This window comes from Myxococcus sp. CA039A (assembly GCF_013336645.1).
Taxonomy (GTDB): Bacteria; Myxococcota; Myxococcia; order Myxococcales; family Myxococcaceae; genus Myxococcus; species Myxococcus llanfairpwllgwyngyllgogerychwyrndrobwllllantysiliogogogochensis.
This window is the reverse complement of the sequence record NZ_JABUMQ010000041.1, coordinates 1-16,724: the sequence shown is the minus strand read 5'-3', so window position 1 is coordinate 16,724 and position 16,724 is coordinate 1. Positions and strand designations below refer to the sequence as shown.

Below are 16,724 nucleotides of genomic sequence, written 5' to 3'. Positions count from 1 at the left end.
GCGGGTGCTAGCATTCCCCACTCCATGCGTCTCATCCTCAACCCCGGGCGGGAGGGAGAGCAGGAGCTCCTGCTCTCCGAGGGCACCACCACCATCGGCAGGACGGACGAGAGCTCCGTCTGCGTGCTCCACAAGAGCATCTCGCGGCGCCATGCGCGGCTTGAGCGCCAGGGCTCGCGCGTGGTGCTGGTGGACCAGGGCAGCAAGAACGGCACGTTCATGGGGGAGGTCCGCGTCGAGCGGCACGTGCTCCAGGAAGGCGAGGCCTTCCGCTGCGGCGAGGTGTGGTTCCAACTGCTTGCGGGCGACCCCGAGCGCGAGGAGGAGCTGAGTCCGCTGCACACGCGCACGCTGGACACGCGCTTCACCCTGTCTCCCCTGGAGACCCTGCTGGACGCGGACGCGCCCCGGCTGCGGGTGCGACCGGAACCCGAGGGCGACACGACGCGGGAGCGGCTCCAGGTGCTGCTCGCCGTGGCGCAGCTGCTCGCCTCGCCCGGCTCGCTGGACACGCTGCTGGAGCGCATCCTCCAGCTCGTCTTCCGCATCCTCGGCGTGGACCGCGCGGCGCTGTTGCTGGTGGACGAAGCCACCGGAGAGTTGCGCTCTCGCGTGGCGCGCGCGGCGAGCGGAGAGACGCTCCCGGAGCGCTTCTTCAGCCAGCGCATCGTCGACTTCGTGCGCACCCACGGCCTGGCGTCCCTCTTCGCCAACGCCCAGCGAGACGTGCGCCTGGACAGCTCCGCCTCCATCCGCTCGCAGGCCATCCTCTCCGCCATGTGCGTGCCGCTGCGTCCGCGCGACACCTGGCTGGGCGTGCTCTACGTGGACAACCGCTCGCAGGGCGGGCTCTTCACGGAGCAGGACCTGGAGTTCCTCACCGCCTTCGCCAACCAGGCCGCGGTCGCCATCGACAACGCGCGGCTGGCGCGACGGTTGGAAGAGGAGGCCGTGCTGCGCAACACGTACCTGCGCTTCTTCCCTCCCGCCGTGGTCCGCAGGCTCAACGCGTCACCGGGCGCGTCGCTGGAGGTGGTGGAGACGGAGGTGACGGTGCTCTTCGCGGACATCTCCGACTTCACGCCGCTGTCGGCGTCGCTGCGTCCCCGGGAAGTCGTGGACATGCTCAACGAGTACTTCCCGGTGATGGCGGACGCGGTCTTCCGTCACGAAGGGACGCTGGAGAAGTACATCGGCGATGCGCTGATGGCCGTCTGGGGCGCGCCCTTCTCCCGGGACGACGACGCGGACCGGGCCGTGCGCGCGGCGGTGGACATGCAGCGCGCGCTGGTGGCGCTCAACGCGCGCTTCCGCGCGAAGGGCCACCCGGAGCTGCGCATCCACGTGGGACTCAACAGCGGCCCCGCCGCGGCGGGCAACATCGGCTCCGGGCACTATCTGCAGTACGCCACCCTGGGTGACGTCACCAACGTGGCCAGTCGCGTGTGCGGCGTGGCGAAGGCGGGAGAGGTCGTCCTCTCGGAGGCCACGCGCGCCCGACTGCGCGAGTCGACCTGGCGCCTGACGACGCTGCCGCCCACCCGGGTCAAGGGCAAGCAGGACGCCCTGACGCTCCACCAGGTGGCGTGGGACTGATGGAGCGACACGGCCCTCGCCCGCTCGTTCGGGAGGGTGGCTTGACTCGCACCAGGGTCATCGGTCAGCGTTCCACTTCGTGAACGGCATGCGCCAGGACTTCGCGTGGACCCGGGGACAGACGTCCTCGTCCTTCGCGCGCGCGGCGACCGCTCCCTCCACTCGCACGACGACGACGACGACCACTACCACCACGACTCCTCGCGGAGCGCGGGAGGTCTAGCTCGGAATCGGCAGTGCTTCCGACCTGGCCCCGCGCTCCCCGGCGCGGGGCCTTTTTCGTTTTCCTCCACCCACCTGGAACGCCATGCAGACCCAGACCTCGACGACGCCCCGCCAGTCCGCAGTCTCGCGCCTCCCTGCCCTCCACGAGGTGCCGTCATGCGCGTGATGAAATTCGGCGGGACGAGCGTGGGCGGCACCGCGCAGATTCGGCGCGTGGTGGACCTGGTGGAGCAGGCCCGCAAGGAGACACGGGTGATGGTGGTGGCCTCGGCCGTCACCGGCATCACCAACCTCCTGGTGGACACGGCGCGGCTCGCGCAGGAGGGCGGCGCGGTGGACGCCGCGCTCTCCCGCTTCGAGCAGACCCACCTCTCCATCGCCCGGGAGCTGGGGAGCGAGCTGGAGGCGCTCGCGCCGCTGGAGCTGGGGCTCGCGGCCATCTCCACCGAGCTGCGCGGCCTGCTCCAGGGCGTGGGCCTCCTGCGCGAGTGCTCCCCTTCCGTGCTCGCCCACCTGTCCGGACTGGGCGAGCGCGCCTCCTGTCTGCTGCTGGAGGCGCTGATGTCGGCGCGCAAGCTGTCCCCGCACGCGGTGGAGCCGCGCCACGTGCTCATCTGCACGGGAGACCCGCTCCAGGCCACGCCGCGCATGGACGAGATTCGCGCGCGCTTCGCCCCGCTGCGCGACGCGAGCGGCCCCGGGCTGATGCTGATGCCGGGCTTCTTCGGCGGTGACGAGCGCGGCAAGACGCTGTCGCTGGGACGCGGTGGCTCGGACTATTCGGCGGCGCTGGCCGCGGCCGCGCTGGATGCCCGGCTCCTGGAAATCTGGACGGACGTGGACGGCATCTTCAGCGCCGACCCGAGGCTGGTCCCGGAGGCCTTCCCGCTGGCGGAGGTGAGCTTCGAGGAGGCGATGGAGCTAGCGTACTTCGGCGCCAAGGTGCTCCACCCCAAGACGATTGCCCCCGCCCGTGAGCGCGGCATCCCCGTGCGCGTGTGCAACAGCTTCCGGCCCGAGCACCCCGGCACCCTGGTGACGGACTCCGCCGCGCCGCCGGACCACCCCGTGCGCGGCCTGTCCTTCCTGCGCGACGTGGCGCTCATCAACATCGCCGGCGCGGGCCTCAAGGGCGTGCCGGGCACCGCCGCGCGCGTCTTCGCGTCCATGGCCCGCACCGGCATCTCCGTGGTCCTCATCACCCAGGGCTCCAGCGAGTGCTCCATCAGCTTCTGCGTGCAGCAGTCGGAGTCCGACGCCGCCGTGCGCGCGCTGGAGACCGAGTTCGAGGTGGAGCGCGAGGCCGGCAAGGTGGACACGATTGAGCGCCAGGGCCAGCTGGCGGTGCTCAGCATCGTCGGCGACGGCATGCGCCACCGCGTGGGCGTGGCCGGCACCTTCTTCAGTGGCCTGGCCGACGTGGGTTGCAGCATCGCCGCCATCGCCCAGGGCTCCAGTGAGCGCAGCATCTCCGCCGTCATCACCGAGGCGGACGGCCCGCGCGCCATGGCCCACGTGCACCACCGCTACTTCGGCACCACGGAGGTGGTGGAGCTGCTGGTGGCCGGCGTGGGCAGCGTGGGCGGGGAGCTGATGCGGCAGATTCGTCAGCAGGCCCCCCACCTGCGCGCCCAGGGCGTGGACCTGCGGGTGTGCGCCATCGCCAACAGCCGCAAGGGCGTCATCGAGCCGGCGGGCATCCCCCTGGAGCAGTGGAAGGAGAAGCTGGAGGCGGGCACCGCGTCCGCGTCGCTGGACTCCTTCCGCGAGCAGGCGCGCGAGAAGCGCCCGGGCCGTCCCATCTTCGTGGACTGCACCAGCAGCGAGGACGTGGCGCTCGCCTACCCGTCCCTCCTGGCCTCGGGGCTCCACGTCGTCACCGCCAACAAGAAGGCCAACGCGGGACGCATGGCCCACTGGCGCGCCATCCGCGAGACGGCCTCGCGCCACCAGCGCCGCTTCCTGTACGAGACGAACGTGGGCGCGGCGCTGCCCGTCATCGACACGCTGAAGAACATGCTGCGCACCGGAGACCAGGTGCACCGCATCGAAGGCATCCTCTCCGGCTCGCTGTCCTTCATCCTCGGCCTCACCGAACAGGGCGTGCCGCTGTCACAGGCGGTGGGCACCGCCATGGAGAAGCGCTTCACCGAACCGGACCCTCGCGACGACCTGCAGGGCACCGACGTGGCGCGCAAGGTGCTCATCCTCGCCCGGGAGCTGGGACGCGAGGTGGAGCTGGAGCAGGTGGCGCTGGAGTCGCTCCTGCCCACGGACTTCGACGCGGACGGCCCGCTCGACGCGTTCCTGGAGCGGCTGCCGAGCATCGACGCCGCCTTCCAGCGCCGCGTGGAGCGCCTGCGCGACGAGGGGAAGGTGCTGCGGTACGTGGGCAGCGTCGGACAGGAGGGCTGCGCGGTGGGCCTGAAGGCCGTGCCCCTGGAGAACCCGCTGGCGGCGGTGAAGGGCGGAGAGAACGCGCTCAGCTTCCTCTCCGAGCGCTACAGCCCCACGCCGCTCGTCATCCGGGGCTACGGCGCGGGCGCGGCGGTGACGGCGTCCGGCGTGTTGGCGGACGTGCTGCGGCTGGTGGAAGGCCCGCTGACGTGAGTCCACTGGGGCAGCTCGACGACGAAGCGGGCGCCCCGCCCCGGCTCGCTCTCCACCCACACCCGGCCACCGTGGGCCTCCACGATTTGTCGGGTGATGAAGAGGCCCAGCCCCAGCCCTCCGTAGTTGGGTGAGGCGGCGCGCTCGAAGCGCTCGAAGATGCGCGCCTGGGCCTCGCGGGGGATGCCCATCCCCCGGTCCTCCACGCTCAGCCACACCCGCTCGTCGTGGGAGGCCAGCCGCATCCAGATGGGCTGGCCCGCCCCATACTTCACCGCGTTGGTCAGCAGATTCATCATCACCTGCTCCACGCGAAGCCTGTCCCAGCGGCCCGGCAGCGACGGCGGCGCCTCCAACACCAGCTCGCAGCCCGCCTTCTCCAGTTGCTCCCGGAGGTGGGCCGCCACGTCACGCGCCACCACCGACAGGTCCATCTCCTCCGGGCGCAGGGCGAGCCGCGACTCGTGGATGCGGGAGACGTCGAGCAGGTGCTCCACCAGTCGGGACAGCCGGGACAGCTGGCTTTCGCAGACGAAGAGCATGCTGGACAGCCTGGCGGCGAGCGTCGAGTCGGGCCGGGGCCGCGACAGCAGGGCCGCCATCTGCTGCATGCGCAGCTTCATGGACGTCAGCGGCGTCTTCAGCTCATGGGAGGCGATGGAGAGGAACTCGTCGCGGACGCGAATGGCCTCCTGGGACTTGCGGTACAGCTGCGCGTTGTCGATGGCGAAGGCCGCGCGGCGCCCCAGCTCCTCCGCCAGCGCCACCTGGTCCGCGCCGAAGCTTCGCGCGGACCGCGACGTCGACAGGAGCGTCAGCACGCCCAGGCTCCGGCCGCGCGCCTGGAGCGGCACGCTGAGGGAGGGCCGACCGCCCAGCGCGCGCACGCGGCGCCACTGCCTCGCATCCAGCCCATCCTTGTCCAGGATGCCCCCAGGCAATCGCGAGCACTCCGAGCGCCCCGTCGCCATCACCGCCACCGGGCCCCGGTGGACGTCTGGAAGCAGCGGGTGGGCCGAGAGCAGCGCTCGCACATCCTCGGCCTGCCCGGGCTCTCGGGCCGACACCGCCACCGGACGCAGTCGCCCGCCCTCCCCCGGGATGAAGACGACGCACACGTCCGCCAGCCGGGGCACCGTCAGCTCCGCGACGCGCTGGAGCGTCGTCTCGTAGTCGAGCGACGTGCCCAGCTCGCGACTCGCCTCGGCGAGAAACCGCTGCGCTTCCTCCAGGCGCTTGCGCTCGGTGATGTCCGTGGAGATGCCGCAGACGGCATAGGGCACGCCCAGGGCGTCCATGAGCGGGAACTTCTGGGTGATGTACGTGTGGAGGCCGTCCTTCTGGGGGATGCGCTCCTCCTGGACCAGCGGCATCCGTCGCTGGAGCACCGCGTCGGTCATCCGATGGAAGCCGTCCGCGACCTCCGGCGGGAAGAGGTCGTGGACCTGTTTGCCGATGACGTCCTCGCGGGTGCGGCGGAACATCAGCTCCCACTGCCGGTTGACGAAGACGTAGCGGCCCTGGGTGTCGAGCAGGAAGAAGATGGAGGTGGCGTTGTCCAGGATGGCCCGCAGCTGCTGCTCGCTCTGCAGGAGGGCCTCCTCCGCGCGCTTGCGCTCCGTCACGTCGAGCAGCACCGCGAGCGAGCGGACCCACGCGCCGCTCGAGTCGCGCTCGGCGATGGCGGACAGCAACACGTCGAGGTACTCGCCGTTCTTCTTGCGAAGCCGGTACGGGACGTCCTTGCAGAAGCCCGTCGCGAAGAAGGCGGGCAGCACCTTCTCCCGGGCAAGCCGCGTGGACTCCTCGGACAGGAACTCCACCGAGTCGTGGCCCAGCACCTCCTCGCGCCGGTAGCCCAGCGTGGACAGCCAGCAGTCGCTGACGCTGATCAGCCGGCCCTCGCGGTCGATGGAGTGCATCATCACCGGCGTGTTGTTGTAGATCGTCCGGTGCTTCTGCTCACTCTCGAGCAGGGCCTGCTCGGCCCGCTTGAACTCGGTGATGTCGGTGAAGACGGCGACCCCGCCGCGCGGTGCTCCGCTCGCGTCCCGCACGGGTCGGCAGCTCACCAGCAGCCAGACGCCCGAGGGCTTCTCGGGGTTGCGCAGGAAGATCTCCACCTGACTCATCGACTCGCCCCGGATGGCGCGCGCCAGCGGCAGGTCCTCCGGGGGATACGGCGTGACCTGGTCCGGCAGGAAGAGGCCGAAGTGCGACGACCACTCGGAGAGCGCCGTGCCCGAGGCGTCCACCCCCATCAACTGCGCCGCGGTGGGGTTGATGAAGACGAACCTCCCCTGCTCGTCCGCCACCACCACGCCCTCCGCCATGCTGGTGACGACGGACTGGAAGAAGCTCTCGCCGCCCTCGACAGGCACATCCCTCCCGACGGGGTGAGGCAGGCTCGGACTGTCGGTCGAAGAGGGCATGGCGAGGAGACGATGGGCCAGGGGGTCGCTCGCCCCCCGCGCGCGCGACGCCTGCGTGAACGATGCGCGCGCCCTGCTCCAACGCCAACCCACACCTGGGTCCGAGGCGAGGCCGGCCTGCCTGCCGAGCCTCGAGGACGGGCCCGCACGCCCGGACGCTCCCGGCCAGAGTGCACACCCTTCCCCGACAATTCGCGGCTCACGGGCCGCATCCGCCCTCCAACGTTTGAAGTTCCAGGAGGACCCGCCGAGAATGCCCGCCACCCATCGAAAGCGAAAGGAAGGGGGAGGACGGAATGTACGTGTCTCGCAAATCGGTCTGGGGCCGCACCAGCGCGATGCTGGCGCTCGCGCTCAGTCTCACCATGTTCGGCTGTACCGACAACGGCAACGACGACGAGCCCGACGGCGGAGGCAATCCCGATGCGGGGGTGCCCGAGCCCGATGCGGGCCCGCCGATCACCGCCACCCTCACCGGCAGGGTGACGTACGACTTTGTTCCGGCCATTCTCACGACCACGCCCACCCGTGGCGGCATGCTGGCCTTCGCACAGACGAGCGTGCGGCCCGTGCGCAACGCCACCGTCCAGGTGATGCGGGGCACCACCGTGCTCGGCACGGCGACCACGGACGAGGACGGCCGCTACCAGCTCACCTACACCGCCGGCACCGGCGCCAACCTGACGCTCGCGACCCTGGCCAAGACGACCACGCCCGCCATCCAGGTGGAGGACAACACGGCGCGCAACGCCATCTGGGCCGTGTCCGCCACCATCACCGGCGGCACCACGAGCAGGGATTTGCACGCGGGCCACGGTTGGACGGGCTCCTCCTACAACCCGAGCCAGCGGGTCGCCGCGCCCTTCGCCATCCTGGACAGCATGTACACCGCGTCACGGGCCTTCCTCGCCGTGCGCACGGTCCCCTTTCCGCCGCTCAAGGTGAACTGGAGCCCGAACAACATCGCGGAGCGCAACAACAGCGGCGACACGTCCACCGGGCAGATTGGCACCTCGCACTTCTCGCCCTCGGAGAACGAAGTCTACGTGCTGGGCAAGGAGGGCGCGGACACAGACGAGTTCGACAACCACGTCATCGTCCACGAGTGGGGGCACTACTTCGAGTCCAACCTCTCCCGCTCGGACAACCCGGGCGGCCAGCATATCGGCGGCGACGTGTTGGATCCGCGCATCGCCTTCGGCGAGGGCTACGGCAACGCGCTCTCCGCCATCCTCCTGCCGGACCCCCTCTACGTCGACACCTCCTGGGGAGCAGGCCGGCAGACCGCCTTCGGCTTCGACATGGAGACGGCGGCCGCGGACGACCCGACGCCAAGCGTCTTCTCCGAGTTCAGCGTCATGCGGCTGCTCTATGACATCTTCGACGCCTCGAGCGCGGCCGAGGCTTCGTATGACCAGGTGAACATCGGTCTCGGCACGTTGTACGACGTGCTGGTGGGACCGCAGAAGACGACGCCCGCGCTGACGACCATCGGCTCCTTCATCTACGGGCTCAAGGCGCAGCCGGGCGTCAACGCGGCGGCCCTGGACACGCTCGCGGCCCACTACCAGATCGGCTCGATTCGCTCCGCCTTCGGCGAAGGCGACACCCAACTGGCGGCCATGTACACCACGGTGTCGTCGCTGCCGTACAACGCCAACGGCACTCTCACGGGTGGCAAGCCCTCCAACCAGCAACAGCAGAACCGGTACTACGTCTTCAACGGCACGGGCAGGACGGTGATCGTCTCCGCCAACTCGACCGAGGACGTGGGCATCCAGGCCCTCCAGCAGGGCACCCGAGCGGGCTTCGCCGACGACTTCCTCAGAGGCACGGAGTCCTTCCGCTTCTCCAGCCAGGCGGACCGTCAATACGTGCTCATCGTGACGGGCTTCAAGGACAGCACGGGCACCTACAACTACTCCGTCTCCATCACCAGCCCATGAACGGACCTCGCCTCTTTCAGTCTCCCCCAGGAGTTCTCATGAATCGCATCGCACCCGCGCTCCTCTCCGGCCTCCTCGCGCTCGTGGCGCCGGTGGCCTGCACGTCTCCCGCGAAGAGCAGCCCCGCCGGGAGTGGCACGGCGGACACCGCGTCGCAGGCGAACGGGGCCACCACCGGCAAGATCAGCGCGCCCGTGGAGGTGGGCGCCAGTCTGGCCGGCGACAAGGCCACCGTCACCCTGCGCTTCCAGGGCCCCGCGGACGACGTCCAGGTGGACATCTCCGGCCTGGACGGGCTGCGCGTGACGAGCGAAACCACGCCCATGCGGGGCGCCCGCTTCGAGCAGGCCACCACCACCACCCTGGACGTGGACTTCACCCCGGGCGACGGGCGCTCGCTCCTCGTCGTCGCCATCAGCGGCACCTTCCGAGGCGCTCCGATGACGAAGGTGGCCACCTTCTCCGTGGGAGAGCCCAGCGTGCAGCAGCAGAAGACCACGGGTGACGTGGTGACGGGCGACGACGGTCAGCCCATCAAGCTGATGCCCTCGTCCGACTCCGCGCGGTAGCTCACGTGCGGCGGGCCTGGACAGGCCCTGAAAAGAACCGCGGGGAGCGCGCCCCCTCGACGCGCTCCCCGCCGTATGGACTGCTCGAATTCGAACTTCCGGTCCAACGTCGGGCACGCCCCTCGGCATGCCCTCCGGAAGCCACGCCCCTCCCCAGGGGCGCCCCCTCACAAGGTCAGAGGCGAGCCCCCCGGCGCGCCTCGTCCCCCCTCGAACGCAGTGCGTTCGAAAACTCGAGTGCCGGCAAACCGCCCGGACACTCCCCCCAACCGCCCTTCAGACGCTCTGCGTCTGAACCCCTTGGACACCCCGGCTCTGCCCGGGTGTCCCCACCTTTCGAAATATCCAAACGCGACGGGTCCAAATCCTTGAGCGCGGGATTTCCGCGGCGATTTTCAGCCCGGGGGGTTCAGTCGCGGCGGCGCTTGGCGCGAGAGACTTCCCAGCCAATCATCGTGCGGCCCTTTTCGAACTTGCGCTGCTCACGCTGCGCGGCGGGGCTCGCCTGGCGCGACTGGAACGCCTTCTCCTTCTGGAGCTTCTCGAAGCTCGAGAGCCGCTCCTCGGGAAGTGTTCCGGCCTTGACGGCGGCGCGCACGGCGCACCCCGGCTCGCCCTGGTGGGTGCAGTCGTTGAAACGGCACCCTTCCGCCAGCTCGAGGATGTCGGCGAAGGTCTGCTCGATGCCTTCCTCCTCATCCCCCATCAGCCCCAGCTCGCGCATCCCGGGGCCGTCGATGAGCAGTGCGCCGTGGGGCAGGAGGAACAGCTCGCGGTGCGTCGTCGTGTGACGCCCCTTGTCATCCTCCACGCGAACCGACTGGGTGGCCAGGCGCTCTTCGCCCAGCAGCCGGTTGACGAGGGTGGACTTGCCCACGCCGGAGGAGCCCAAAAGCGCGCCCGTCTTGCCGGAGGGCAGCAGCGCCCGAACCGCGTCGAGCCCCTCGCCAGTCCATGAGCTCAGCGCGAGCACGGGGACCCCGGGGGCCAGTGCCTCCACGGCCTGGACGAGCGACGTCGCGTCGTCGTGGAGGTCCACCTTGGTGAGCAGCACCGCGGGGGTGGCGCCGCTGCTCCAGGCCAGGGTGAGCGCGCGCTCGATGCGGCGGGGGTTGAAGTTCGAATCCAGCCCGGCGACGAGCAGCACGACGTCCAGGTTGGCGGCGATGAGCTGGCCGCCGCCCTGCTCGCGGCCGACCTCCCGGCGCACGAGCAGGCTTTTGCGCGGCAGGACGGCGTGCAGCATTCCCTCCCCTTTTCCGGGAGGCATGAGCATCGCGACCCAGTCCCCCACGGTGGGCAGCGACTCGGCGCCGGGGGCCTGGTGGAGCAGCTTTCCCGCCGTGCGCGCCCACAGGGTGCGCTCGGCGGTCTGCACGGAGACGAGCCCTCGGTGCTGGCGCACCACGCGGCCGGGGACGAGGGGCAGAGGGGACGATGCGACGACGACGGAGAAAGCCTGGGCCAGCTCGGGCCCCCAACCAAAGGTTTCAAGTGACACGTGGAAAGACTCCGGACAGAGCGGTGCCTGCGGCGCACCTCGGTTCTTCAGGGGCACCCGGGGGGACGTGGACCGCGCTGTGACGGGCCTTCACGCCGGCCTTACCAGGCCCGCGTCCTCCGGGTGAACAGGACTCCCACCGCGGCAAGATGAATGTCGGCGTGCATGGGGCCTCCAGGGGACACGCGGGACGACGACGACCGCCGTCCGGCGCCCCCTGCATATCAACGAGGCCCGCCCCGTGCACGGGGGATGTCGTGGGGGGCGGGTGGTACAAAACGTCCCGCCCGTCGTCTCGGTAGAGAAGGCCGCGGACACACGAGCCTGGGAACGCCGATGCGCGAGGACTACGAGGCGGAGCTGCGGGCGGTGCTCTTCGAGGGCCTGCTCTCGGACAGCGAAGTGGAGGCGCTGCGGGCGGAGGCCCTGCGACGCGAGGCCGCGCCCCTGGAGCTGTTGCGGGAGCGGGGGCGACTGTCCGAGCACACGCTCGCCTCGCTGCGGAGCGCGTCGCGCGCGGCCCTCCAGGGCGCGCTGGTGGGCGCCCCCACGGCCACCGGACAGGTGGGCCCCCCCAAGGCGCTGGAGCCGGAGCCGGAGCCTGGCTTCCCCGTGCCGGGCTGGGAGCGCTACGCGCCCATCCGCTTCCTGGGACAAGGCGGCATGGGGCGCGTCTTCCTGGTCCAGGACCCGGTGCTGCGTCGCCCCGTGGCGCTCAAGTTCGTGAGGGACGACGACTCGGACCGGGCGCGGCACTTCGTCGCCGAGGCGCAGGCCCAGGCGCGGGTGGACCACGAGCGGGTGTGCAAGGTGTACGAAGTGGGCCAGGTCCAGGGCCGCGCGTACATCGCCATGCAGTACGTGGATGGACAGCCCCTCCACCAGCTCGCGGGCGTGCTCAGCCTGGAGCAGAAGGCGCTGATACTGGCCCAGGCCGCCGAGGGCGTACACGCCGCCCACCGCGCGGGCCTCATCCACCGGGACCTCAAGCCGTCCAACATCCTGGTGGAGCGCACGGCCGACGGGCAGTGGAAGCCGTACGTCATGGACTTCGGCCTCGCCAGGGACCCGGGAGAGGGGGCCACCGCCACGGGCTCCATCCTCGGCACGCCGCACTACATGGCGCCGGAGCAGGCGCGCGGAGAGGTGAACCGCCTGGACCGCCGCGCGGACGTCTATGCCCTGGGCGCCACGCTCTACGCGCTCCTGGTGGGCCAGCCGCCCATCCCCGGGGGCAACGCGCTGGAGGTGCTCAGCCGCATCCCCACCGAGGACCCCACACCGCCTCGCGTGCTCGCGCCCGAGGTTCCCGCGGACCTGGAGGCCATCGTCCTCAAGTGTCTGGAGAAGCAGCGCGCGGCCCGCTACGACTCGGCGCGCGCGCTCGCGGAGGACCTGCAACGCTTCCTCGACGGGGAGCCGGTGCTCGCGCGCTCGGTGGGGACGGCCTGGAGGCTGGCGCGGCTGACGCGCAGACACTGGCGTGGGTTGCTGCTCGCGGCGGTGGCGGGCCTGCTGATGTTGCTGGCCGGAGTGCAGGCCGTGCTGGCCCGCCGGGACGCGGACGTGCGCGAGCACCTGGCGCGGCGCTTCTCCGAGCTGGCCGAGCACGTGGAGTCCCGCGCGCGCTACACCGCCCTGACGCGACTGCACGACACCCGGAATGAGCGGCACGTACTGGAGACGCGCCTCCAGGACATCGCGGGGGAGATGCGCGAGGGCGGCGAGCACGCGCTCGGGCCGGGCAACGAGGCGCTGGGCCGGGGCTGGCTGGCGCTCGGAGAACCGGCGCGGGCCCGGGAGCACCTGGAGGCCGCGTGGAAGCATGGCACCCGCACGCCTCGCGTCGCGTGCGCGCTGGCGCTCGCGCTCGGGCAGCTCTACCAGGAGCGGCTGCGCGCCTACGAGCACCTGCCCGCCTCGGAGCGACAGGCGCGGCGGCGCGAGCTGGTGACGCTCTACCGGGAGCCCGCGCTGGCGTGGTTGCGACAGGGCAGCGGCGCCGACCTGCCCCCGGCCGAGTACGTCGCGGCCCTGCTCGCGTACCACGAGGAGCGATACGAGGACGCGCTGGAGCGGCTGGATGCGCTGGGAGACCGGCTGCCCTGGTTCTTCGAGGCCCCGCTCCTGAGGGGTGACGTGCTGGTGGCGCGCGCCACCGGGCACTGGGACGCGGGACGTCGCGAGCGCGCGCAAGAAGACCTGGAGGCGGCGAGGAAGGCCCATGTCCGCGCCGCGTCCCTGGCGGAGAGCCTGCCGGAGTCACACCTGGCCCTGGCCGGCGTCGAGCAGGTGGCCCTGCGCATGGGCTTGTATGGCCAGGGTGACGTGACACCGCACATCGAGCGGGCGCTCAAAGCCCTGGAGCGCGCGCTCACCGCGTCGCCCCGACACCTGCCGTCCCTGGTGCGCAAGGCCCACCTCCATCGCAGGCTCGCCGAGTTCCGGAGCCGACAGGGTGGCGACGCGGAAGCCGCGCTCCAGGCGGCGCTGAAGGCGGCCCGGGCCGCGCTCGACGTGGACCCCGTGAGCAGCGAGGTCCGCCACGCGCTGGGGCTGGTGCTCTGGCAGCGCGCCCGGATTCAACAGGCGCGCAGCGAGGACCCCCGGGAATCGCTGAAGCAGGCCATCGAGGCCTTCGACGGCGTGGCGCTCCAGGAGCGCGGCTACGACTACCACTCCAACCTGGGCCTCATCTTCAAGGTGTGGGCGGACCACGAGGACGCGGTGGGCGAGGACTCGCTCGGCCATCGCAAGCGCGCCATCGACGCGTACCTCACCGCCATCCGCATCGACGAGGCGCTTCCCGACGCGTGGATCAACCTGGGCAGCGCCTGGTTCAAGCGCGCGTCGAACCCTCGCAACCCCGACGCGGACGCGGACCTGGAGCGCGCGCGACAGGCGCTGGAGAAGGCGCGGACGCTCAATCCCCGCAACCTCGTCAGCCACTTCTACGAGGCCCAGGTCCACGCGCTGCGCGCCACGCGACTGCGCGACGGTGGAGGCGACGCGAGTCCTTCCCTGGACACCGCGCTCGCGTCGTACCGGAGCGCGCTGGCCCTCAACGCGGACGTGCCCCAGCTCCACGGGGGCGTGGGGCTGGTGCACCTGGAGCGCGCGCGGGCCGCGTGGCTTCGCGGCGAGGCCCCCTTCCCCGCCCTGGACGAAGCGCATGCATCCTTCAGCCGCGCCCTGGCCCTGGCCCCGAAGCAGGGCCTGCCGCACAGCAACCTGTCGGAAGCCCACGCCACCCGCGCGGCCCATCGCCTGGCCCGGGGAGAAGACCCGCGAGACGACGCCCGCGCCGCGCAACGCGAGGCCCGCGCCGCGCTCGCGCTCCAGCCGGACCTTTCGACGGCCTGGGCCAACCTGGGACAGGCCCACCGGGTGCTCGCCGCCTTCGCGCTGGAGCGAGGCACAGACGCCAGGCCCGAGCTCGACGCCGCCGAGCAGGCCCTGGGTGAGGCCCTGCGACGCAACCCCCGGGACGAGGAAGCGCTGCGCTACGCCGCGGAGGCTCGCGGCCTGAGCGCGGCCTGGAGTGTCCTCCACGCGAAGGACTGGGAGGCCGCCTTCACTCGCGCCGAGCAGGCCCACGAGGCCGCCCTCGCCGTCAGCTCCCGTCCCCACGATGACCGGCGCGCGCTGGCGCGGCTTCACCTGGACTGGGCGCTGGCGCGGCGGCGCGCGGACAAGGACCCTCGCGAGGTGCTGGAGCGCGGCCTGTCATGGGTGGCCCCGGTGCTGAAAGCGCGCCCCCACGATGAAGAGGCGCGCGCGCTGCATGCGGCGCTGGAGCTCACCCAGGCCCGGGCCTTCCCGGCCGAGCATCCCGGTCAGCAGGCACGCGCGCGGGAAGCCCTGTCGAGCGCGCTCACCGCGCGCCCCCTGCTCGCTCGGACCTGGGCGCCCCTGCTCACGGAGCCGGGCCGCTCCCGCGCGACGCCTCCGTGAAGAGCTGGAGCGTCACTCCTCCTCGGGCTCGTTGGGATCCCTGACCACTTCCAGGTCCCCGGGCTGGCCCTCGCCCGTGTCGGTCGAGACGACGAAGGGGTAGTCCTTCCAGACCGCATTGCGACGGACCCTGCGGCACCAGCTCGACATGGGCCCCGCCACCAGCTTGATGTCGTCCTTGTTGTAGTTCTCGAAGATGGCGTCGGCGCCCTCTCCATGGAACTTGAGCAACGCCCAGGGGACACCCGGGGCGAGCTGAAACTTGAGCAGGTGTCGCTGCCAGACGCAGCTTCGGGGAGGCGTCACGGGGTCGGCCCCCAGGGAGATGGTGATGAAACACAGCGTCCCCTCCTCGGGCTTGGGGCAATCCCCGTCCACCATGGGACAGGGCACGGCATGGAGCTTGGCGCAGGCGGAGGCGTCGTATTCCGCCTGGGACTGCACGCCCCGCGCATCGACCTCCGCGGGCCCCGACGTGTCGGGCGCGCAGCTCCACCCCAGCGACAACATGACGACGCCCGGCCAATGCTTCAAGTGCCCATCCATGGTGCAAGCCTCCCCGCCACGTCGCTTGGGATGCGCGGGACTGGCCCGACCCGGACGGTGGCCCGTGGAGCTTGCCACGCCCCACGGCTTCATGACTCGGGAGGCTCGAGGCCCAGCTCCCTGACCCGCCGCTGGAGGGCGCGACGGGACACCTCCAGCTTCCGCACCATGGCGTCCAGGTCGCCACCGCAGGCCTGGAAGCAGCGGGTGATTTCCTCCGCGCCCAGGTCCTTCACCGTGCGGATGTGGGGACTGCGGTCGACGAGGTTGTAGAGCGACGCCCGGGTGATGCCGAGCTTCTCCGCCGTGTTCTTCAAGTCCCAGGAGCACTCGCGCAGCGCCTCCAGCAGCTCGGGCTCCGTCACGTCCGAGGGCTTGCGACGGGCAACAAGCGTGGGCTCATGGATTGGCGCCTCCTCGCCCGAGGGCTTCGGTGCCAGCTCCGCCTCCAGCGCGGCGTCCACCTGGAGGCGAGCCTGCCCCCGGCCGCTGATGACGAGCTGGCGGGCCACGTTGCGAAGCTGGCGGACGTTGCCGGGCCAGTCGTGCCGCAGCAGCCGTGACGCCAGGGCGGCCGGCAGCCACGGCTCCGCATAGGGGTCCGTGGGCTCCAGGCGCCAGGCCTCCCCCAGCCCCTCCAACTCCACCCGCGCGAAGTGGTGGAAGAGCAGCGAGATGTCCTCCCGCCGCTCGCGCAGCGGGGGCATCTGGATGGAGTAGCCGGAGAGCCGGTGCAGCAGGGGCGCCCGGAAGCGGCCCTGCTCGATGAGGTCCTCCAGGGGCGCGTCCGTCGCCGCCACCAGTCGCACGTCCGTGGCGATGGGAGTGTGCGCGCCCACCGGGTACACCTCCCCCGTCTCCAGCACGCGCAAGAGCGCCACCTGCACCTCGGCGGGGGCCTCGCCCACTTCGTCCAGGAACAGCGTGCCGCCGTGCGCGGCGCGGAAGAAGCCCTCGCGGCTCTGGGACGCGCCGGTGTAGGCGCCCCGCTGCGCGCCGAACAGCTCCGCCGCGGCGAGCTCGCGGGCCAGCGTGCCCAGGTTGACGCTGACGAAGGGCCCCTTGCGACGAGGGCCACGCTGGTGGAGCGCGCGCGCGACCAGCTCCTTGCCCGAGCCCGTCTCGCCCCGGATGAGCACCGGCACGTCCAGGTCCGCCACCTGGCGGACGCGCGTGCGCACCCGGCCCAGCGCGGAGCTCTGCCCCACCATGCCCAACGTGTCCGCGGACCGCTCCTCGTCCACCGCCACCCGGTGCAACAGCAGCACCACGCGCCCGGCCAGCTCCAGCGTCACTCCCGCCGCGAGCGCCTCCGGTCGGAAGTCCCAGCTCCCCCCTGGCACCC

General features: G+C 71.4%; 10 protein-coding genes. 5 read left to right on the top strand and 5 right to left on the bottom strand.

Going from position 1 to position 16,724, the window contains the following annotated elements; genetic code table 11:
- Positions 1-24 precede the first annotated feature (24 nt).
- On the top strand, positions 25-1,596 hold the full coding sequence (locus HR086_RS09510) for an adenylate/guanylate cyclase domain-containing protein (RefSeq protein ID WP_174465421.1): 1,572 nt from the start codon (positions 25-27) through the stop codon (positions 1,594-1,596).
- Positions 1,597-1,653: 57 nt separating this feature from the next.
- Here HR086_RS09510 and HR086_RS09505 read toward each other — a convergent pair whose 3' ends face one another.
- Positions 1,654-1,791, bottom strand: coding sequence for a hypothetical protein (locus HR086_RS09505; RefSeq protein ID WP_174465420.1), 138 nt, complete (start codon positions 1,789-1,791; stop codon positions 1,654-1,656).
- 186 nt (positions 1,792-1,977) lie between these two features.
- Here HR086_RS09505 and thrA point away from each other — a divergent pair, with 186 nt between their 5' ends.
- Complete coding sequence (thrA, locus tag HR086_RS09500; RefSeq protein WP_174458458.1) at positions 1,978-4,431, top strand: bifunctional aspartate kinase/homoserine dehydrogenase I; 2,454 nt, start codon at positions 1,978-1,980, stop codon at positions 4,429-4,431.
- Here thrA and HR086_RS09495 read toward each other — a convergent pair.
- A complete protein-coding gene (locus tag HR086_RS09495; RefSeq protein ID WP_373564282.1) occupies positions 4,353-6,812 on the bottom strand; it encodes a PAS domain S-box protein in 2,460 nt (819 codons plus the stop codon). The genes thrA and HR086_RS09495 overlap by 79 nt on opposite strands.
- Positions 6,813-7,159: 347 nt before the next feature.
- On the opposite strand from HR086_RS09495, the gene HR086_RS09490 reads away from it, so the two are divergent.
- Entirely contained in the window at positions 7,160-8,809 is a 1,650-nt protein-coding gene (locus tag HR086_RS09490) for a hypothetical protein (RefSeq protein ID WP_174465418.1), read from the top strand.
- A 38-nt stretch (positions 8,810-8,847) separates the two neighbouring features.
- Positions 8,848-9,378, top strand: a complete 531-nt coding sequence (locus tag HR086_RS09485; protein WP_174458461.1) for a hypothetical protein — start codon at positions 8,848-8,850, stop codon at positions 9,376-9,378.
- Between the two features lie 409 nt (positions 9,379-9,787).
- Here HR086_RS09485 and rsgA read toward each other — a convergent pair whose 3' ends face one another.
- On the bottom strand, positions 9,788-10,879 hold the full coding sequence (rsgA, locus tag HR086_RS09480; RefSeq protein ID WP_174461673.1) for a ribosome small subunit-dependent GTPase A: 1,092 nt from the start codon (positions 10,877-10,879) through the stop codon (positions 9,788-9,790).
- Between the two features lie 336 nt (positions 10,880-11,215).
- Here rsgA and HR086_RS09475 point away from each other — a divergent pair, with 336 nt between their 5' ends.
- Positions 11,216-14,833 carry a serine/threonine-protein kinase gene (locus tag HR086_RS09475; RefSeq protein ID WP_174465417.1) on the top strand — a complete coding sequence of 1,206 codons (3,618 nt, stop codon included), beginning with the start codon at positions 11,216-11,218 and terminating at the stop codon, positions 14,831-14,833.
- Positions 14,834-14,845: 12 nt separating this feature from the next.
- Here HR086_RS09475 and HR086_RS09470 read toward each other — a convergent pair whose 3' ends face one another.
- Positions 14,846-15,379, bottom strand: a complete 534-nt coding sequence (locus HR086_RS09470; RefSeq protein WP_174458464.1) for a hypothetical protein — start codon at positions 15,377-15,379, stop codon at positions 14,846-14,848.
- A gap of 89 nt (positions 15,380-15,468) precedes the next feature.
- Positions 15,469-16,724: sigma 54-interacting transcriptional regulator (locus HR086_RS09465; RefSeq protein WP_174465416.1), on the bottom strand; the 1,256-nt coding region annotated here is incomplete at its 5' end.